Below are 19,519 nucleotides of genomic sequence, written 5' to 3'. Positions count from 1 at the left end.
CACTATTGCAATCACACTTGATTCGCATTAATTAATAAACAGCCATAAAAGCGTCAATCGACGCTTTTATTTTTAGGAGAAATTAATGTCTAAGCAAGATTACGAAAATGGATTAAAAGTTCGCACAGAAGTGATGGGAGAAGCTTTTGTAAAACGTGCCCAAGAAAACACCGTACCCTTTACCCAGCCTTTACAAGACTGGATTAACGAGCATGCATGGGGATCAACTTGGCAGCGTGAAGGCGTATTACCGCGTAAATATCGTTCATTAATTACTTTGGCAATGTTAACTGCACTTAAGTCACCAACAGAACTCAAAGGCCATGTTCGTGGTGCACTTAACAATGGCTGTACAGTTGAAGAGATTCAAGAAACTTTATTGCATAGTCTGCCATATTGTGGCGCACCTGCTACACAAGAAGCTTTTCGTGCTGCTTTAGAAGTGATTCAAGAATATCAACAAAAATAATTTCAATATGAGCCAGCAGCCTACTGGCTCTTTTTAATCTAATTTAATTTAGTCGAATGCATCTGAAAATTACGGTCATCAATCACGATAGCCTGACGACAAATCCCTTCAACTTGACGTTGCTTTTCAAAAACTGCTGCTGACATCGGTTCAAAGCTATCAAAGAAACAGATATTTTTTTCATCTATTGAATACACAAGTGACTGGTTCCCCACTCCAGCTAGAGTATCGTAATAGACAATCACCATTTTGCCATTTTGAATTTCAGCTTGAATATCCTGATAACTTAACGCAGGTCCTGTCGGTATTTTCAATACCTTTGCTTCTTGATAACTCATTCGTTCGCTTGGGCTAATATTAGGATCTTCATCTGAATGAAATGACACTTGAAATCCTAGTTTCTTTAATGCAACTGCTAAAGCAATAGTATATGTGCCCCCTTCGTCGTGTCGGCAAACTTTAATCAACTCAGCAACAACAATTTGTACTCCATGATGTTGAAGCACCATCCAAACCGCAAAAACACCACAGTTTGCTTCTAGATTCTGCAAAGAATCAGGAATCTCTAAAGTCATAGATTCACTCTCAAGATGATATGAGGCGGATGATATATAAATCTATCTCTAAAATTAAGATTAATTAGCAAAGCTTCAACTTATAAAGCTTTGTGCAACAAAGTCGTTTGCATTTAATTTCTTAAATCGTCATGGTGCATTTTTGACATACATAAATAAAATCCAGCTTACAAACAATACCGCCCACCCTCCTATAAAGAAGATGGCTATAAACAAATACCTTTTCGGCTTTGACCATACTTGAATTTTATTTTTTGGATTGATGACTTTCTTTATAATTAAGCCCAAAATCGCCAATAAGATAAAGATAGATACTAACTGTATACCCCATAAAATCTTTGCAAGCCATGAACCCCGTATATCAAGCCATTGTTGCGAATAAAAGAATATGGATTCTTGCGGTTTAGCTGGATTGACCAATACCACAGCCTGACCATTCAAAAATTGATGTTTCAATTTAGATTCAGAGAGCTGGCGTAGTTCTGGGGGTTCATCTGTCAATAACATTGAATATTGGCGTACTAAATCACTATGCTCCGCTGAATAATGTTGCCCCTGATATTCATATTGATAAATCACACGCACATAGGCATAACTGACACTTCTCGAACGCCTATAAACATCTGATTTTGAATCGACCAGCTGAACCTGATAAGTAGGCTGCCAATGCGGATGCGTCCATTCAAATTCTTTTAATTGTAATTTAGGAGAAGCTCCCCAAACGATTTGCAAAAGCACATAACAAGTAAAGATTGAAATAATATGAAATAAAATCCGATGGCTTGAAATATATTTTCTAAGAATGAACAAATAAATAGTGAAATGAAATCCGATGGCATAGATCACGATGCGTAGATTTTCTCCATAGAAAAACATCAAAAAAAGCCCGAAAACTGCTGCAAGAACACCTAATACAACGACTATATTTTCTTTTAAAGAATCCAACTTTTCATTCATCCACTTATTTCACATCTTTATTTTTATCGCCAATCAAGTTTAAGACAGCACCGTTCCGCTGAATACGGTTGATACGTTTTTATACAATCTACATTGGAACAAAACTAAAATGTGAGTACAATACTCCGCAGTCGAGGGATGCTGCGACTTTTTCACAGGTACATAAATGTGAAATCGCTAGGCTCGACGATTCGGTTAGACCGGCTTTCAAGAATAAGCCTCTAATCAACAACGGCATCCGCGAACATAATGATCAATTTTTATTTTTAATTAAGGAGATCGTAATGAACGCGGTTAATGCTTCATTTACAGATTATAAAGTTGCTGACATCTCTCTTGCTGACTACGGTCGTAAAGAAATCAAACTTGCTGAAGCAGAAATGCCAGCTCTAATTGGTTTACGTAAACGTTATGCAGCGTCTAAACCACTTGCTGGTGCAAAAATCCTTGGTTGTATTCACATGACCATTCAAACAGCGGTTCTTATTGAAACGCTTGTTGAATTAGGTGCTGAAGTTCGTTGGACTTCATGTAACATTTTCTCAACTCAAGACCATGCTGCTGCTGCAATTGCTGCTCGCGGTATTCCTGTTTTTGCTTGGAAAGGCGAAACTGAAGAAGAATATGTATGGTGTCTTGAACAACAAGTGAATGTTAATGGTCAGCCTTGGGATGCCAACATGATCTTGGATGATGGCGGTGACTTAACTGCTCTTGTTCATGAAAAATACCCTGCTCTTTTAGAACGCATTCACGGTATTACTGAAGAAACGACTACAGGTGTTCAACGTCTTATCGAAATGTGGAAAGACGGTTCTTTGAAAGTACCTGCAATTAACGTAAATGACTCAGTTACTAAATCTAAAAATGACAACAAATATGGTTGCCGTCACTCATTAAATGATGCAATCAAACGTGCAACTGACATGCTTTTGTCTGGTCGTCGTGCGCTTGTGATCGGTTATGGTGACGTTGGTAAAGGTTCTGCTCAATCTTTACGTCAAGAAGGCATGATCGTTCGCGTAACTGAGGTTGACCCAATTTGTGCAATGCAAGCATGTATGGACGGCTACGAAGTTGTATCTCCATACAAAAACGGCGTACAAACAGGCAAAAAAGAAGATATTAACCACGACTTACTTGGCAATACTGACCTTGTTGTAACGACTACTGGTAACTACCACGTATGTGATGCTGCAATGTTAGATAGCTTAAAAGCTGGCGCAGTTGTATGTAACATCGGTCACTTCGACACAGAAATCGACACAGCTTATTTACGTGGTTACAAGTGGGTTGAAGTGAAGCCACAAGTTCACCAAGTTTATCGTTCAGAAGACGAAAACAACTACCTCATTCTTCTTTCTGAAGGTCGCCTTGTAAACCTAGGTAATGCAACTGGTCACCCATCACGCGTGATGGACGGTTCTTTTGCTAACCAAGTGTTAGGTCAAATTCACTTATTCCAAGAGAAATTTGCTGACCTTCCTGCAAACGAAAAAACTGCAAAAATTCGTGTAGAAGTTCTTCCTAAGAAACTTGACGAAGAAGTTGCTGCGGCAATGGTTGCAGGTTTTGGTGGTGTACTTACTCAATTAACTCAAGAGCAAGCTGGCTATTTAGGTGTTGCTGTTGAAGGACCATTCAAGTCTGACGCTTACAAATACTAAGAACTTAAGGGCAGACGGTGAACCGCCTGCCCTTTTTTCTAAAAATATTGTTTCGCTGTTTACAAGGATTTGACATGACTAAACGTATACCCATTTCTTTTGAGTTTTTCCCACCGAAAACTGATGCCGGTGCTGAAAAACTTCGTATTGTTCATCAAGAATTACAACTATTAAATCCAGATTTTTTCTCGATTACCTATGGTGCTGGTGGTTCTACTCGCGAACGTACTCTTGCTGCTATTGACGATTTCAATGGTAAAGGTACACCAGTTGCACCTCACCTTTCATGCATTGGTGATGATAAAGCGCGTATTGCTGAGTTACTAGATTTATATAAAACCCAAGGCATTAACCGTATTGTCGCTTTACGCGGTGACTTACCTTCTGGTCAAGTCGGGCTTGGCGAACTTCCTTATGCTCAAGATTTAGTACGTTTTATTCGTGAGCATTCAGGTGATCATTTTCATATTGAAGTTGCAGCTTATCCTGAAATGCACCCTCAAGCTGAAAACCTTGATTCAGATATCCAACGTTTTATTGAAAAAGTACAAGCTGGCGCTAATGCAGGAATTACACAATTCTTTTTTAATCCAGACTCATACTTTTATTTTATTGAGCGTCTGGAAAAAGCTGGAGTTAATATTCCGGTGGCTCCTGGCATCATGCCGATTACCAATGCCAGCAATTTAATTCGCTTTGCTGATGGTACTGGTGCAGAGATTCCTCGTTGGATCCGTAAACAATTACAAGCCTATGGCGATGACAGCGAGAGTATTAAAGCTTTTGGTCATGAAGTTGTTGTGAAGCTATGTGAACGCCTAATTGCAGGTGGTGCACCAAGCTTACATTTCTATTCAATGAATCAAGTCGAACCAACTCGTCAACTCGTTGTTGATCTTGGTTTAAATTAATTTTGTAAGGCGTACCCAATGAATCGTTTTTTTATCGAAACTGAACTTACAGTTGGTTCAACTATTCAACTAACTGAATCAGTATTTCATCATTGGGTGCGTGTCTTACGCGCACAATTACAAGAACAAGCGACTCTATTTAATGGCCAAGGTGGCGAATATCTCGCGACACTGAGCGAAATTAATAAAAAAAATGCGTTTGTCACAATTGAGAATTTCAACCCTAATAACCGTAATGCCCCATTTAAAGCAGTTCTTGGTCAGGTCATGAGTAAAGGTGACCGAATGGATTATGCCATTCAGAAAGCCACTGAACTTGGTGTAAGTCAAATTCAATTGCTTACAAGCGACCGCTGTGAAATGCGCTTAAAATACGACCGAGATCAAAAAAAATTAGATCACTGGCAAGCTGTTGCAATTGCAGCATGCGAACAATGTGGTTTGAACTTAGTCCCAGAAGTATTAGCACCTATTTCTCTTAATGAATGGTTAAGTTCTTCAGAACTTCCTCAATCTAAATTCGTTTTAGCGCCAGAAAAAGAACAAAAAGATGTATTAGCAGGCATACAACCTGAACTTGCCTTATTGATTGGACCAGAAGGCGGTTTAAGCGAAAATGAAATTACTCAAGCCAATCAAGCTGGTTTTATGAACTGGTGTATTGGTGACCGTGTTTTACGTACAGAAACTGCGCCAGTCGTCGCCTTATCTATTTTAAATTATCGGTTTTTATCCACCTAAGTTCATTGAACATTGATTAAATCGCTATTTAAAGTTAATTTACTTTTATTGTATGAATAAAATTTCAAATTCTTTATCACTGATAAATCAGATTCTTTCTGTATATATGTAAAAAAATAGGATAGAAAAATCTTATGTCTGGGCTTCAGGAAGAATATTTACAGCATCAAACAAAAATTGAGCAGCTAAAACTTTCAATTCAATATATACGCTGGTATTTGGTTAGCTTAATACTGCTATGTCTCATTTCATACACTATTTTTTCTTATTATTTTTCATCTTCAATAACAATATTTAACTGGTCTATGGGCCTCACTGTTGCCTCTCTTACCTGCCTATTATTTGTTCCAAATATTTTAACGCACTATCGTACTATTAATTTTATTAAAAAAGCTGATCTTATCTTACAAAGTATTTGTTTTACTTCAGGAGTTTTACTAGGGGCAACCGTTACGGTTATTCATTTTTATCTTCCTCAAGAGCTAGTTACCCTACCCGATGCTCATATTTTAATTGCTTTGTTTATCACTTCTGCCCATATCATTGGACTGACTTTTTTAACGCAACAACCTCGATACTTTTATCTCTTATTTATTCCCAGTACATTACCCCTATTAATTGCTCAATTTACACATACACCCATTACTCAGCTGCCTTTTTATTTCGCCTATAACATCGCTTTCATAGCTACCATACTCTGTGCATACGCAACTCAACGTAACTATCAAAAAATTTCTCAACTATTATTTAGAAATAAACAGCTCATTCAAATTTCAGAACAACATACCCAGTGGGCTGAAGAGTTATGTGTACAACTTCAACAAGAAGTGAATAAATCGAAAGATATTGAAGCCCAACTCCAATTTAATAACCATTTACTAGAACAAAAAGTTCGTGAACGCACATACGATCTCACTAAAATGAATGAGCAACTTGAAAGCCACCACTACAATTTAGCTTTTGCAAATGAAACGGCAGGCATTCGACCTTGGGACTGGGATATTGAAAATCAAAAATTAGAAATTACCTTTTTCGATCAACAAAAGCAGACTCAAACGACCGTTATTCATCTCAATACTATTTTAGACCGCGTACATCCAAGTGATAAGAAACTGTTTAACGAGCGTTTAAAGCAACATCTAGAAGGAATTACAGATCATTTTAATATCAATTTCAGGATTTTACGTCAAGATGGTTCATGGCGATGGATTCATGATGTAGGTCGTGTCATTACCAGAGATCCCAAAACACAAAAAGCGCTTCGTATGGTTGGAATGACCCGAGATATACATCAAGAGAAAAAAGACCAAGAACACTTAAGACTATCCGCAATTGTGCTTGAACAAGCAGCAGAAGGCATATTCATTTTAGATGAACACCTGAATTATATTGATATTAACCCTTACTACGAAAAATTAACTGGATTTTCTAAATCAGAACTTTTAAATAAAGAATTATTTAGCATTGCGATTAATCAAAAAGAATTACAACAACAATTTCATACCTCAATTACCCAACAGCTCCTCGAAACTGGGGAATATATGGGCCAATTTGATGAAAAATTTAATTCTGGCAAAAGCGTCTATTTGTGGTTACACATCAATGTGGTCAAAGATGAGTTCCATCAAATTACAAATTATATTGGATTTGCACGTGACCTCACTGAACAAAAACGTCAGGAACAACATCTATCCTATTTAAAAAATTACGATAGTCTCACCCACTTGCCTAATCGTCTTTACTATTACAATCAATTACATCAATATCTTGTAAACCCTTCATATAACATTAAAAATTTAGCGCTGATACGAGTAAACATTGACCGTTTCCGCGCTTTTAATGAATTTTTAAATAATGATAGTGGTGATGAACTCCTTAAACAGTTCGCGCAACGATTACGCTTAATCAATATTAATGCAATTTTGGTTGCGTATTTAAATAGTGACGATTTTGCAATTATTTATGAAATCTCTCCAATTCATCCAAATATTGAGCAATATTGCCAAAACATCCTGCAAGCGCTCAACGCACCTTTTTATATTGATAATCACGAATATTTTATTACAGCATCTATCGGTGTGGCATGCTTTCCTGAGCATGGCCGACAAATTGACCATCTTAATAACCATGCAGAACAAGCACTTTCAGAAGCAAAGCGCTTAGGGGGCAACACCATTTCTTACTATTGCAATAAAGCAGAGCATCCATATAAAACTGCTGATTTAGAACAAGAGTTACGTAAAGCCATTCAAAATGATGAATTTGTCATTTATTACCAACCCAAAATTAATCTACTAGATCCATCTATTATAGGTTTTGAAGCATTAATCCGTTGGCAACATCCTGAAAAAGGATTAGTCATGCCAAATATGTTTATACCTTTTGCTGAGCGTAGTAGCCTGATTTCAGATATTGGCAAAGTCGTTTTAGATAAAGTTGGAAAACAATTACAAGAATGGAAAAACGCAGGCTACACAAACGTTCAAGTCTCTGTAAATATTGTCGCTCAGCAAATACATCGTGGCTTATTACTTAATGATCTAGATGAAGTTTTGCAAAAATATAATATACAGGGTTCGGACCTTGAACTTGAAATTACTGAATCAGCTCTATTAGACAATACGGATAACGTCAAAACGCTATTACATGCGATAAAACAACGAGATATTTCAATTGCTTTAGATGACTTCGGTACAGGTTACTCCTCTTTGGCTTACCTGACAGAGTATCCAATTGATGTACTAAAAATTGACCGTGCTTTCATTTCTAAAATTGGTGATCACAAACAAGAAGCTATTGTAAATGCCATGATTGCAATGGGTAAAAGTATGGGCCTTAAATTGGTTGCCGAAGGTGTAGAAACCGAAGAACAAGTTGCCTATCTGCAAAAACAGCAATGTGATTTTTTACAAGGCTATTTCTTTAGCCGCCCTATCCCAGCTGAGCAGATTATTCCTTACCTACAAACAGATTCGCATATTTATTAATTGTTCCAACTCTCTATTTTTACATATGCTGCTTTTTCCAAAAATGAGCGTTTTTGACTGTGAGAAATAAAGAAGTAGTGTTATATTCTTTAGCATTTAGCTCACTACAGGGCTATTGGCAATTCGTCTACTATTCTCTTAATTGGTAAAAATTAAAGCATAGTAAAAGAACTGAGTTGCCTTCTCCCTGAATGAGTGATTTGACTAGTTTGCTTTTTTGTATCAAATAGAGACTCAGATGGACGATCAATCTTTAAAACAGGCCGCTTTAAATTACCATGAATATCCAAACCCAGGGAAAATCAGCGTTACCCCAAGTAAGCAACTTGTCAACCAACGAGATTTGGCTTTAGCCTACTCACCCGGAGTTGCTGCGCCATGTTTAGAGATTGAACGTGATCCTTCAACTGCTGCTAAATATACAGCTCGCGGAAACTTGGTTGCTGTAGTAACTAACGGTACAGCTGTTCTTGGTTTAGGTAATATTGGCCCATTGGCTTCTAAACCTGTAATGGAAGGTAAAGGCGTTCTCTTCAAAAAGTTTGCTGGTGTAGATGTATTTGACATCGAAATTGCAGAAAACGATCCAGATAAAATTGTAGATATCGTTGCCTCTCTTGAGCCAACTTTCGGTGGTATCAACCTCGAAGATATTAAAGCGCCTGAATGTTTCTATATTGAAAAGAAACTTCGTGAACGTATGAAGATTCCTGTATTCCATGACGATCAACATGGTACAAGTATTATTGTAGGTTCAGCTTTGCTCAATGCATTGCAACTTGTAAATAAGAAAATTGAAGAAATCAAAATTGTAGCTTCAGGTGCAGGTGCAGCAGCACTTTCATGTTTAGACTTGCTTTGTGCGCTTGGTGCTAAAAAAGAAAATATCATTGTTGCCGACTCTCGTGGTCTATTAACCACTTCACGTGAAGGCTTAGACGAATCTAAAAAACGTTATGTTCAAGATATTTCAGCATCTCAGCTTCATGAAGTAATGGCTGGCGCTGATATGTTCTTGGGTCTTTCTGCTGCAGGTATTCTCACCAAAGAAATGGTGAAACAGATGGCTGAGAACCCTATTATTTTTGCTTTGGCAAACCCAGATCCAGAAATTTTACCTGAACATGCACATGAAGTACGTTCTGATGTCATTATGGCAACTGGTCGTTCTGACTATCCAAACCAAGTAAACAACGCATTATGTTTCCCATACATTTTCCGTGGTGCACTTGACGTTGGCGCAACTACGATTAATGAAGACATGAAAATTGCATGTGTACATGCAATTGCGCGTATGGCTCATGTAGAAGCTGATGCAGCAACATATGGTGAAAAATCTGCTTCATTTGGCCGTGATTATTTAATTCCACGCCCACTTGATCAACGTTTAATTTTAGAAATTGCACCAGCAGTTGCTAAAGCTGCAATGGACTCAGGTGTAGCAACTCGTCCTATCGAAGATTTCGCCGTATATCGTCAAAAATTGTCTGAGTTTGTATATAACTCTGCATTCTTGATGAAACCAATTTTTGCTCAAGCAAAAGCTGATCCAAAGCGTATTGCATATGCGGAAGGTGAAGACGAGCGCGTATTACGTGCAGTACAAATTGCTGTTGATGAAGATTTAGCTAAACCAATTTTAGTAGGTCGTACTGCTGTAATTGAAGCAAATATCAAAAAATTAGGCCTACGTTTACAACATGGCGTAAATATTGAGATTGTTGATCAAGAACAAAACCCGATGTATGAAGAGTTTTGGAAAGATTACTATCAAACAATGCAACGCAAAGGCATCACAGTTGAATATGCTCAACGTGAAGCTCGCCGCCGTTCAACGTTAATTGCATCTCTACTGGTTAAATTCGGTAAAGCAGATGGTATGTTATGTGGTACTTACAGTAGCTATAATATTCACCTTGACTTTGTACGCAATGTTATCGGCCTTAAAGAAGGCATGAACAACTTCTTCACGTTAAATGCATTAATGCTTGAAGATCGTAACTTGTTTATTGCAGATACCTATGTAAACACTAACCCGACTGCTGAACAACTTGCTGAAATGACTATTTTGGCAGCTGAAGAGGTACGTCGCTTTGGTATTACTCCACGCGTAGCACTTCTTTCTCATTCAAGTTTTGGTAGTGACCAAACTGATTCAAGTGCTCAAAAAATGCGTGAAGTTTATCGTATTTTATCTGAGCAAGCTCCTGAGCTTGAAGTTGAAGGTGAAATGCATGGTGATGCAGCATTAGACGAAAGCATTCGTCAATTTGCATTCCCTGGTTCACGTTTTAAAGGTTCTGCAAACTTGCTCATTATGCCAAACCTAGATGCAGCAAATATTTCATTTAACTTGTTGAAAGCGACTTCTGGTAACAACGTTACTATTGGTCCAATTTTGCTTGGTGCAGCAAAACCTGTTCATATTTTGACACCGACAGCAACTACTCGTCGTCTTATCAATATGACTGCTTTAACTGTTGCGGAAATCCAACAACAAGAAAAGTAATTTAGAAAGAGCTTTTTACGAAAAGCCTGTCTAATGACTTGAGAAAACCTCTATTCTGTAGCATGATTGCTTGAAGAATAGAGGTTTTTTCATGCAAGTGTATTTAGTAGGTGGTGCCGTCCGAGATTCTCTACTTGGGCATCCCTATCAAGAAAAAGACTATGTTGTGGTCGGAGCAACACCTGAACATATGCTCGCCCAAGGTTTTCAACCTGTAGGCAAAGATTTTCCTGTGTTTCTTCATCCTGAAACGAAAGAAGAATACGCACTTGCACGTACTGAGCGAAAGTCCGGTAAGGGTTATCACGGTTTTCAGTTTTTTACTGATACCACAGTAAGTTTAGAAGAAGATTTAATTCGCCGTGATTTAACCATCAATGCCATAGCAATGGATCAAGATGGCAAATTATATGACCCCTATGGCGGTCAAACTGATTTAGAAAATAAAACCTTACGACATGTTTCAGACGCTTTTGCTGAAGATCCTTTACGTGTTTTACGTGTCGCACGCTTTGCAGCTCGATATTCTGCATATGGTTTTCATATTGCACCTGAAACCTTACAACTCATGCAAACGATGGCTGAATCTGGTGAACTTGATGCATTAACACCAGAACGTGTGTGGAAAGAAACTTCACGTGCACTCCTAGAAGATCATGCAGATATTTATTTTCAGACATTACGCGATTGCGGTGCGTTAAAACATCTTTTCCCTGAAATTGACGCATTGTTTGGTGTACCACAACGTCCTGAATATCATCCTGAAGTAGACTGCGGCATACATACCCTAATGTCTTTACAACAAGCATGTAAGTCAAACTACTCGCTTGATGTTCGATTTGCTGTTTTAGTACATGATTTGGGGAAAGCATTAACGCCAGTTAATGAACTTCCGCGCCATATCATGCATGAAGAGCGTGGCGTGAAACCAGTTACTGAACTATGCGAACGTTTAAAAGTTCCAACTCAAACTCGACAGTTGGCATTATCGGTGTGTAAAGAGCATTTAAAATGTCATCAGATTATGTCTTTAAAACCAGGAACGGTATGGCGTTTATTACAACGCCTTGATGTATTACGCCGTCCTGAAAGAGTAGAAGCTTTTGTACAGGCATGTGAGTGCGATGCTAGAGGTCGACTAGGTCTAGAAGATCGCCCCTATCCTCAAGCTCAGTATATGTTAGATGCAATGCAAGTGGTTCGCTCTATTAAAGTTCAGGATTTACCAGACAACATTAAGGGTGCTGAAATTGGCGAAATGTTAATTCAATATCGCATTGATGCTTTAACTGAGTTCAAACATCAACATCAGACACCGACACATTCTTAATTTAAGCCAATAAAAAAAGCCTCGTTACGAGGCTTTTTTTATTTTACTGTTTAGGTAACGGTATATATTGAGATTGACTATTTTGGTTTTTTCTTTCGCCAACTGTTACTACAAAGTTTTCTTGCTTACCAGCTCGCTCAACCACTACATTAATTTCGCTATTAGGCGCTTGTAATGCAACGTAATTAATCAAATGAGATGCCGAAGTGATTGGTTCATTATTTACTTGAACAATCTTATCGCCAACTTTTATACCTGCTGAAGCCGCTGGACCACTTTTTAATACATCAGCAACAACTACACCAATTTGCTGTTTTGGTGCCAAGACATCGTCTTGTGTAGGTGGTACTAAACTAATGCCCAACCATCCACGTACAACACGGCCATCTTTCAAAATCGAGTTTAATACTTGTTGGCAAATTTTAGCTGGAATTGCGAAGCCAATGCCTAATGAGCCACCCGACTGAGAGAAAATAGCTGTGTTCACCCCAATTAAATTACCAGCAACATCAATTAATGCACCACCTGAGTTACCTGGATTAATTGCGGCATCGGTTTGAATAAAGTCTTCATAGGTATTAATGCCCAAATCAGAGCGCTCAGTGGCAGAAATAATGCCCTGAGTTACCGTTTGCCCTACACCAAATGGGTTACCAATCGCCAAGACAACATCACCCACTTCGTTACCGCTGAGCTTAAATGGCAACACAGGTAATTTATCTAAATCGATTTTAATGACTGCTAAATCTGTATCTGGATCCGTTCCAACAATCGTTGCTTCCGCACGACGCCCGTCACGTAATGCCACTACAATTTGATCAGCTTGAGCAATCACATGATTATTGGTAAGAATATAACCATCAGCACGTACAATAACCCCAGAACCTAAACTATTTTCATTTTGCTGTTGTTGTTCAGGAACCTGATTTCCAAAAAATTCGCGGAATACTGGATCGCTTAACAATGGATGATTTTGTTTAACTTTCTGGGTCGTAAAAATATTAACAACTGCGGGCGCTGCAACTTTTACCGCAGCACTATAAGACACCACCCCGCCCGTTCGTGAAGTATCAACCAATGGCTCAACTTTCTCGGCAGGCATTTGTACCCCATCAACTGCAACAGTTGGTTTCGGTTGATGGTATTTTTGCCATGCAATAAAACTGGCAATTACAATAATAAGTAACACCCAAGGTAACCATGTAAAGGTGCGGCGCACGTTTATATCCTCTACGAAAAGAAGTTTTTAATTAAATTAATATATTGAACAAAAAGAGTTTTCAGTTAAGCATTTTAAATTAAATATGTCGATATACACAAAAAACTCAAAAAAGATTTGTCTAGCTTTAGTTACACAACAAAATATGTTTCTATAGCTTTAGCAATTATTTACTACTCAATTCAGGAAATATCATGGCGAATTTGCATGAAATTATTCAGTGGTGCGACCAAACCTTAAAATCAGCAGAATTTAAAGATTACGCACCAAATGGCCTGCAAATTGAAGGTTCAACTGAAGTAAAACGTATCGTTTGTGCGGTTACTGCTTCCGAAGGCGCGATTGATGCAGCAATTGCTCAAAATGCGGATCTATTACTTGTACATCATGGTTATTTTTGGAAAGGCGAACCGTACTCAATTACAGGAATGCGTGGTAACCGCATTAAAAAACTGATTCAAAATAATATTTCATTAGTCGCTTACCATCTGCCGTTAGATGCCCACCCAACTTTGGGCAATAATGTAGCCATTGCAGAGAAATTAAATTTACAGAATTTAGAACCACTTGATTTAACCGAGAAACATCCGATTGGTAATATTGGATATTTAGAGCAAGCACTTTCTGTGGACGAATTTAAAGCAAAACTACAAAACAATTTTGATTTTAAGGTAATTCATTTACCAGCTGGAAAACAAAGCATTCAAAAAGTAGGTTTCTGTACAGGCGGCGCTCAAGATTTTATTGCTAAAGCAGCTTTGCAAAATTGTGATGCTTATATTTCAGGCGAAGTCAGTGAACGAACTTTCTATGAAGCAAAAGAATTAGGTGTTCACTATTTTGCTTGTGGTCATCATGCAACTGAACGTTATGGAGTTCAGCGATTGGCACAAGCAATTTCACAGCAGTTCGCTATTGAAAGTGAATATTTTGAATTGAATAATCCGATTTAATTAAGTCTTTTTTTCAATCTGTGTTATGCGTATTAATTAGATCTTTATTGTGTATAGTTCTTTAAAACGATGCCCTATTGTGAACAGAATCATTTACAATAGAGCCACTTAATATTGTATAACCCAGCAAATGCAAGGAATAGGAACATGACAACCATTACTTTACCTGCACTTCCATATGGCTATGATGATTTAGCGCCACATATCAGTAAAGAAACTTTAGAATACCATCACGATAAACACCACAATACCTATGTTGTTAACTTAAACAACTTAATCAAAGGAACTGACCTTGAAGGTAAAACTTTAGAAGAAATCATTAAAGCGACTGCTGGTGATGCATCTAAAGCTGGTATTTTCAACAATGCTGCTCAAGTTTGGAACCACACTTTCTACTGGAACAGCATGAAGCCAAATGGTGGTGGTAAACCTACTGGCGCAATCGCTGCTAAAATTGACGAAGCTTTTGGTAGCTACGAAAAGTTTGCAGAAGAATTTACTGCTGCTGCAACAACTCAATTCGGTTCAGGTTGGGCTTGGTTAGTTGCTGATGAAGTAAATGGTAAATTATCTATTACTAAAACTTCTAATGCAGACACTCCACTTGCACATGGTCAAATTGCTGTATTAACAATTGACGTATGGGAACATGCTTACTACATCGATTTCCGTAACTTACGTCCTAAATACATCGCAACTTTCTTAGAAAGCCTAGTGAACTGGGACTATGCAAATGCAAAACTTGCAGGCCAACCAGCAGGCGTAGAGAAATAATTTTATTTCTTTATAAAAACCACCCTATTTTGGGTGGTTTTTTTATTTTTAATATCACAAAAGCATATTAATCAAGCAAACGATTCATTTTCTTTAATATTCTTATTGACGCTTTTAGATTTCATCCATAAAATGCGCATCAGATTCTCCAATAGCTCAGTCGGTAGAGCGACGGACTGTTAATCCGCAGGTCCCTGGTTCGAGCCCAGGTTGGAGAGCCATCTACTAATCTCCCATAGCTCAGTCGGTAGAGCGACGGACTGTTAATCCGCAGGTCCCTGGTTCGAGCCCAGGTGGGAGAGCCAAGATTCTAAAAGCCCGCATTTATTGCGGGTTTTTTCTTTTCTAATGATTTAATAATTTTTCATTATTTTGAATAAAATCAATGTTTCGAGTATTTTTAAACCAAACGATTAGATATTCTGACTAATTCCGTTATTAAGACTTGACCCAGCCCCCTTTCCTCCCTAAAATCCATTTCCAGATTCTCCAATAGCTCAGTCGGTAGAGCGACGGACTGTTAATCCGCAGGTCCCTGGTTCGAGCCCAGGTTGGAGAGCCAAGATTCTTAAAAACCCACTCATCATGAGTGGGTTTTTATTTGTATGATGCCTTCACATGTTCGAATCGAGTCACTTATTTTTTATTGTTTTAGGTTGCTTAAGCACCTGCATTTTTCTTGTTGTTTGTTTACGCCCTTATTTATTTCCAAAACAAAAATTCTTTGCTCGCCCTGTTATTACAAACTTTGAAACTCAGATGTTTATACGTTTAAAACAAAGTTTTCCAAGCCATCATGTTTTAGCACAAGTGGCTTTTAGTGCTTTGATTACCAGCAATGACTATAAAATTCGTAGTCAGTTCAACCGTAAAGTTACCGATTTCGTTGTGCTTAACGACAAGATGGAAGTAATTGCCATTATCGAGCTAGATGACCCTACCCATCTTGAAAAAGCAGAAGAAGACCGTATTCGTGATCAAATGCTCACAGAAGCAGGTTATATAGTAAGACGCTATACAAACATCCCAAGTGTACGTCAGCTACAAAAGGATATTCATTAAAAGCACTGTTATTATTTCTTTTCAGAACTTGCTGCTTCTTTTTCAACTATTCTTTTTTCCATCTCTAAACGTTGCTGTTCATATTGTTTTTTAGTCTTAGCATCACTTTTTGCAGCCAAGAAAAGTATTCCAATAATTAAAAAAGGAATAAGTAAACCTAATCCCATTAATAACCAAGGAACAGATTTTTTTTCAACAGGTTGCTGGCTCATGACTACTTCAAACTCAAACGGTATCAATTTCAGAATGCGTAACAATATAACAAAAAGAGCCGCTATAAAGTGGCTCTTTTTTTAAAGCTAATTTTTTAATTAGATAATTAAATCTTAGAATTTACCTGTGCAGTGAGGACTTTGGCTAGCATCCTTCTGAGCATCTGTCAGTACAATACCCGTACCAGCTGACATATTTGCTTGAATGAAATCTACAGCATTGGCATTTTGACATATGATTGCTTGTGTATGGGTTGCATTCGGTACAATAGTTAGCTTATAGCCTTTATCATAGGCTGCTTGTGGGAAAAATTTCAAAGCATTCGCTTTCATATTCGCGAATAAACCTTGTGTGACTACAGGCAATACAGCTTGATCTTTTTCACCTTGAATAATAAATACAGGCGTTTTAATGACTTTCTCGACTGTAGCATTCGTCGCAGGTTGGGTTGCTGTCAAAAACTTTTGAACAACTTGATCTGTCTTGAATTTATTCAGATCAATACCGTACTGTGCAATTTGATGCGTAGGGTCTGCCAAGTAAGCTAAAATGCCCGCCTTAAACTTCGCTTGTAAACCATTTGCACTATCAGGTGTAGGATAACTTAAACAAGCCCCATCATCACCTGTACGTCCATAAGCCAATTCTGCAATATCAGCCGCTCCTGATGTAAAAATTGTCTTAAAGTCATAGTTTGGTTGCTGTGCTTTAATCCCTGCACTTGCAAATGCTGCATATGCTAATAATTCAGCATAACCATCTGCAATTTGGTCAATCATTGCCTGACCTTGAGCCGCCGTTATTAGATTATTAGCTACTGCATTACGGACTTGAAGTAAGTTCTCGTCTAGCTTATTTACTGCTTTAGGTTTTCCATTTGCATCAAGATTAAATTGTGGGTCAATATAAATTTGAATAATTGTTCCCAAGCTTGAAGCAGGTGCTCCTGCTACAGCCCCCTTATAACTTGTATCCGCATTTGCAAATTCGGCAGTACCTAAAGATGCATGTCCACCTTGTGACTGACCAATCGACATCCAATCACCTTTTAACTGGGCACCATAATGCTCTTTTACTGCTTTTACTGCAGCAAGCGCTGATTTTGCTTCGCTAGATAAGTTTAAGTACGGATGCACTCCTGGTGTACCTAAACCCTCATAATCTGGTGCCACAATCACATAACCAGCCGCCAATAAAGTCTCAGCTAGGATTTTAAAGCGTGGATTAATTGTATTCTTACTTGGCGCACAACCATCACCCACCCCAACAGTTCCATGCTCCCACACGACCACGCGATAACCATCTTTAGGCTGAGTCGCTTTGGGGAACAATACCAGTGCTGTGGCAGTTGCTGTTTTTCCTTGAACATTTGCCATGTTATAAGTCATTACTTTAATCGTTGAAGCATTATCAACTTGATCTATAGCGTAATTACTTTCAGACAGATAGGTTTTATCAGGGTTTACGCCAACATAGTCATCATCATTGTCATTACATGCTGCAAGAAATAATGTTGAAACCGATAATGTTATAGCTAAAGCAATTTTTGACCGTTTCATAGAATATCCTTTTTTATGTATTATTTATTCCGCATATTTTTTTATGCACGAATATTAAGACATAAAAAAAGTGCTCTGCATAGAACACTTTTCAACCTTGCGGTCATTTTTACTATATGAAATTTAAAAATATTCCTAGAAAAATGATTAATCCAACCCAACGATTGTGACGGAATGCCCAAAAACATGCTTGGGGGTTGCGGTCTTTGGTTTTAATTGTTTGATATACAAAATCAAATGCAACAACAATTAAAGCAATGATCGCCCATGGAAATAAGATATTTTCTAAATACAGTGCAGTGCCAATCAAAACAAGACTAGTTGCTTGTAAAAGCGCGATAATCTGAATGTCATATCGACCAAAAAGAATAGCGGTAGATTTCACACCAATTTTTAAATCATATTCACGATCTGTAATTGCATATTGAGTGTCAAAAGCCACTGTCCATGCCAAATTACCAAAATAAATTAGCCAACACGTTATATCTAAAGGCTTACCCATTGCAGTAAATGACATTGGAATACCCCAAGAAAATGCCATACCTAAAACGACTTGCGGTAAATGGGTATAACGTTTCATGAAAGGATATACAAATGCTAAAGCCAAGCCCCCTAATGCACAGTAGAACGTCGCGATAGGTAAAAAGAACAACGTACAAGCACTGGCAAATACTAATGCTAAAAATACGTACACCGCCTCTCTTGGACGGATTACCCCTGTTGCCAAAGGGCGTGTTTTTGTACGCTCTACATGACCATCCACTTTACGATCAGCAAAATCATTAATTGCACAGCCAGCGGCACGCATAAAAATTGTACCTAATACCATCGCCAAAAGAATATGTAGAGGTGGCATTCCCTCTGCTGCAATCCAAAGTGCCCACATGGTTGGCCAAAACACCAGTTCTGTTCCAACAGGCTTATCAAATCGACAGAGATAATAATAAGCCTCTAAACGCTGACGCCATGTTGTACCTGTTGCAGTCGTCATAGTAATTCCTTGTCGTGCTGCTGATTTAAAAAAGCTTCAAAAGCCGGTAAGAATGTCTCTTGGACGATAAATTTACATCCATGCCAAGTATAGCAACTTTGTCGTGTCCAGCCCTCAGGCAAACGAATGACACGACGGTCACAAAGTGGTGTTGTTCTTTGAAATAGAAAAAAGCCAATTGGCTTAGAACCAATGTGCTGAAATATACGGGCTTTTTTTTGTAAACTTTGAATTGGAAAAATACTTTTTGCTTTAACCCATGGTTCTGCTTCACAGCCATATAAATAGGTTTCTCTTACCCACGAAGTGTGAGCATGAGACATCTTCATCCACTGACTATCTGCAAAAGTTAAACGCTGAAAATGTTCTTGAAAAGGCTTTACACTAAACTGGCCACCGCCAAGTTCAGTCAATTGTTGAGTCAGAGAACCGGACGCATACAACCATGTTTTCAACTCAGGATTTAAAGTCTTTTCCTGTTTAAGTACCGGTTGTCGTTTACGCATAATCTGCTCACATGAAAACTCGCACCTAGTTTACCCCAATTTTTTGATAAAAAACGTAGAGAATTCAATCAACATTCCAAGCAATAAAAAAGCCTG

At 38.1% G+C, this 19,519-nt stretch carries 17 protein-coding genes and 3 tRNA genes; 13 read left to right on the top strand and 7 right to left on the bottom strand.

All coding sequences use genetic code 11. From position 1 onward, the window contains the following. Positions 1–85 precede the first annotated feature (85 nt). Positions 86–469, top strand: a complete 384-nt coding sequence (locus tag MJX77_RS11210; RefSeq protein ID WP_000043120.1) for a carboxymuconolactone decarboxylase family protein — start codon at positions 86–88, stop codon at positions 467–469. A gap of 38 nt (positions 470–507) precedes the next feature. Here MJX77_RS11210 and MJX77_RS11205 read toward each other — a convergent pair whose 3' ends face one another. Further along, positions 508–1,044 carry a cysteine peptidase family C39 domain-containing protein gene (locus MJX77_RS11205; RefSeq protein ID WP_252059073.1) on the bottom strand — a complete coding sequence of 179 codons (537 nt, stop codon included), beginning with the start codon at positions 1,042–1,044 and terminating at the stop codon, positions 508–510. A 129-nt stretch (positions 1,045–1,173) separates the two neighbouring features. Further along, positions 1,174–2,001: a DUF3592 domain-containing protein gene (locus MJX77_RS11200; RefSeq protein WP_252059071.1), complete on the bottom strand. Its 828-nt coding sequence runs from the start codon at positions 1,999–2,001 to the stop codon at positions 1,174–1,176. A 284-nt stretch (positions 2,002–2,285) separates the two neighbouring features. Here MJX77_RS11200 and ahcY point away from each other — a divergent pair, with 284 nt between their 5' ends. The 6 genes from ahcY to MJX77_RS11170 all read left to right on the top strand — a co-directional run bounded on the left by ahcY (position 2,286) and on the right by MJX77_RS11170 (position 12,146). After that, the gene (gene ahcY, locus MJX77_RS11195) at positions 2,286–3,668 is read left to right on the top strand and encodes an adenosylhomocysteinase (RefSeq protein WP_144731861.1); all 1,383 of its coding nucleotides are present in this window, start codon (positions 2,286–2,288) and stop codon (positions 3,666–3,668) included. Positions 3,669–3,742: 74 nt separating this feature from the next. After that, positions 3,743–4,579 carry a methylenetetrahydrofolate reductase [NAD(P)H] gene (metF, locus tag MJX77_RS11190; RefSeq protein WP_004790980.1) on the top strand — a complete coding sequence of 279 codons (837 nt, stop codon included), beginning with the start codon at positions 3,743–3,745 and terminating at the stop codon, positions 4,577–4,579. Between the two features lie 18 nt (positions 4,580–4,597). Next, the gene (locus tag MJX77_RS11185) at positions 4,598–5,320 is read left to right on the top strand and encodes a 16S rRNA (uracil(1498)-N(3))-methyltransferase (protein WP_151822852.1); all 723 of its coding nucleotides are present in this window, start codon (positions 4,598–4,600) and stop codon (positions 5,318–5,320) included. A gap of 134 nt (positions 5,321–5,454) precedes the next feature. Further along, positions 5,455–8,307, top strand: a complete 2,853-nt coding sequence (locus tag MJX77_RS11180) for a putative bifunctional diguanylate cyclase/phosphodiesterase (protein WP_252059069.1) — start codon at positions 5,455–5,457, stop codon at positions 8,305–8,307. Positions 8,308–8,545: 238 nt separating this feature from the next. Then, positions 8,546–10,816 (top strand): NADP-dependent malic enzyme, encoded by a 2,271-nt coding sequence (locus MJX77_RS11175; protein ID WP_005307164.1) that lies wholly within the window; start codon positions 8,546–8,548, stop codon positions 10,814–10,816. A 91-nt stretch (positions 10,817–10,907) separates the two neighbouring features. After that, entirely contained in the window at positions 10,908–12,146 is a 1,239-nt protein-coding gene (locus MJX77_RS11170; protein WP_174745358.1) for a multifunctional CCA addition/repair protein, read from the top strand. 43 nt (positions 12,147–12,189) lie between these two features. Here the strand turns inward: MJX77_RS11170 and MJX77_RS11165 are convergent, their stop codons facing one another. Further along, positions 12,190–13,365 carry a S1C family serine protease gene (locus MJX77_RS11165; RefSeq protein WP_013197197.1) on the bottom strand — a complete coding sequence of 392 codons (1,176 nt, stop codon included), beginning with the start codon at positions 13,363–13,365 and terminating at the stop codon, positions 12,190–12,192. Between the two features lie 194 nt (positions 13,366–13,559). Here MJX77_RS11165 and MJX77_RS11160 point away from each other — a divergent pair, with 194 nt between their 5' ends. The 6 genes from MJX77_RS11160 (at position 13,560) to MJX77_RS11135 (ending at position 16,154) form a co-directional block, all read left to right on the top strand. Then, complete coding sequence (locus MJX77_RS11160) at positions 13,560–14,318, top strand: Nif3-like dinuclear metal center hexameric protein (protein WP_252059066.1); 759 nt, start codon at positions 13,560–13,562, stop codon at positions 14,316–14,318. Positions 14,319–14,465: 147 nt separating this feature from the next. Next, the gene (gene sodB / locus MJX77_RS11155; protein ID WP_000208083.1) at positions 14,466–15,092 is read left to right on the top strand and encodes a superoxide dismutase SodB; all 627 of its coding nucleotides are present in this window, start codon (positions 14,466–14,468) and stop codon (positions 15,090–15,092) included. 145 nt (positions 15,093–15,237) lie between these two features. Continuing rightward, positions 15,238–15,313 (top strand) — tRNA-Asn (locus MJX77_RS11150). Between the two features lie 8 nt (positions 15,314–15,321). Continuing rightward, positions 15,322–15,397 (top strand) — tRNA-Asn (locus tag MJX77_RS11145). A 181-nt stretch (positions 15,398–15,578) separates the two neighbouring features. Continuing rightward, positions 15,579–15,654: transfer RNA gene (locus tag MJX77_RS11140), tRNA-Asn, on the top strand. Positions 15,655–15,710: 56 nt separating this feature from the next. Beyond that, positions 15,711–16,154, top strand: coding sequence for a DUF2726 domain-containing protein (locus MJX77_RS11135; RefSeq protein WP_013197195.1), 444 nt, complete (start codon positions 15,711–15,713; stop codon positions 16,152–16,154). Positions 16,155–16,165: 11 nt separating this feature from the next. On the opposite strand, the gene MJX77_RS11130 is transcribed toward MJX77_RS11135, so the two are convergent. The 4 genes from MJX77_RS11130 to MJX77_RS11115 form a co-directional block, all read right to left on the bottom strand. After that, positions 16,166–16,366, bottom strand: coding sequence for a hypothetical protein (locus MJX77_RS11130; protein WP_252059063.1), 201 nt, complete (start codon positions 16,364–16,366; stop codon positions 16,166–16,168). 114 nt (positions 16,367–16,480) lie between these two features. After that, positions 16,481–17,926 (bottom strand): lipase family protein, encoded by a 1,446-nt coding sequence (locus tag MJX77_RS11125; protein ID WP_252059061.1) that lies wholly within the window; start codon positions 17,924–17,926, stop codon positions 16,481–16,483. A gap of 112 nt (positions 17,927–18,038) precedes the next feature. After that, positions 18,039–18,917, bottom strand: coding sequence for a 4-hydroxybenzoate octaprenyltransferase (gene ubiA, locus MJX77_RS11120; protein ID WP_252059059.1), 879 nt, complete (start codon positions 18,915–18,917; stop codon positions 18,039–18,041). Next, a complete protein-coding gene (locus MJX77_RS11115) occupies positions 18,914–19,423 on the bottom strand; it encodes a chorismate--pyruvate lyase family protein (protein WP_004790961.1) in 510 nt (169 codons plus the stop codon). The genes ubiA and MJX77_RS11115 overlap by 4 nt, the downstream gene beginning before the upstream one ends. Positions 19,424–19,519 lie beyond the last annotated feature (96 nt).

This window comes from Acinetobacter sp. AHP123 (genome assembly GCF_023757925.1).
Lineage (GTDB): Bacteria > Pseudomonadota > Gammaproteobacteria > Pseudomonadales > Moraxellaceae > Acinetobacter > Acinetobacter oleivorans.
Note: the sequence above shows the minus strand (reverse complement) of the source record. Positions and strands in the feature narration are given on the sequence as shown.

What these genes read in the sequence shown, in the direction of transcription:
- MJX77_RS11210 (WP_000043120.1), top strand. Translation starts at nt 86, where the DNA reads ATGTCTAAGCAAGATTACGAAAATGGATTAAAAGTTCGCACAGAAGTG.
- MJX77_RS11205 (WP_252059073.1), bottom strand. Translation starts at nt 1,044, where the DNA reads ATGACTTTAGAGATTCCTGATTCTTTGCAGAATCTAGAAGCAAACTGT.
- MJX77_RS11200 (WP_252059071.1), bottom strand. Translation starts at nt 2,001, where the DNA reads ATGAATGAAAAGTTGGATTCTTTAAAAGAAAATATAGTCGTTGTATTA.
- ahcY (WP_144731861.1), top strand. Translation starts at nt 2,286, where the DNA reads ATGAACGCGGTTAATGCTTCATTTACAGATTATAAAGTTGCTGACATC.
- metF (WP_004790980.1), top strand. Translation starts at nt 3,743, where the DNA reads ATGACTAAACGTATACCCATTTCTTTTGAGTTTTTCCCACCGAAAACT.
- MJX77_RS11185 (WP_151822852.1), top strand. Translation starts at nt 4,598, where the DNA reads ATGAATCGTTTTTTTATCGAAACTGAACTTACAGTTGGTTCAACTATT.
- MJX77_RS11180 (WP_252059069.1), top strand. Translation starts at nt 5,455, where the DNA reads ATGTCTGGGCTTCAGGAAGAATATTTACAGCATCAAACAAAAATTGAG.
- MJX77_RS11175 (WP_005307164.1), top strand. Translation starts at nt 8,546, where the DNA reads ATGGACGATCAATCTTTAAAACAGGCCGCTTTAAATTACCATGAATAT.
- MJX77_RS11170 (WP_174745358.1), top strand. Translation starts at nt 10,908, where the DNA reads ATGCAAGTGTATTTAGTAGGTGGTGCCGTCCGAGATTCTCTACTTGGG.
- MJX77_RS11160 (WP_252059066.1), top strand. Translation starts at nt 13,560, where the DNA reads ATGGCGAATTTGCATGAAATTATTCAGTGGTGCGACCAAACCTTAAAA.
- sodB (WP_000208083.1), top strand. Translation starts at nt 14,466, where the DNA reads ATGACAACCATTACTTTACCTGCACTTCCATATGGCTATGATGATTTA.
- MJX77_RS11135 (WP_013197195.1), top strand. Translation starts at nt 15,711, where the DNA reads ATGTTCGAATCGAGTCACTTATTTTTTATTGTTTTAGGTTGCTTAAGC.
- MJX77_RS11130 (WP_252059063.1), bottom strand. Translation starts at nt 16,366, where the DNA reads ATGAGCCAGCAACCTGTTGAAAAAAAATCTGTTCCTTGGTTATTAATG.
- MJX77_RS11125 (WP_252059061.1), bottom strand. Translation starts at nt 17,926, where the DNA reads ATGAAACGGTCAAAAATTGCTTTAGCTATAACATTATCGGTTTCAACA.
- ubiA (WP_252059059.1), bottom strand. Translation starts at nt 18,917, where the DNA reads ATGACGACTGCAACAGGTACAACATGGCGTCAGCGTTTAGAGGCTTAT.
- MJX77_RS11115 (WP_004790961.1), bottom strand. Translation starts at nt 19,423, where the DNA reads ATGCGTAAACGACAACCGGTACTTAAACAGGAAAAGACTTTAAATCCT.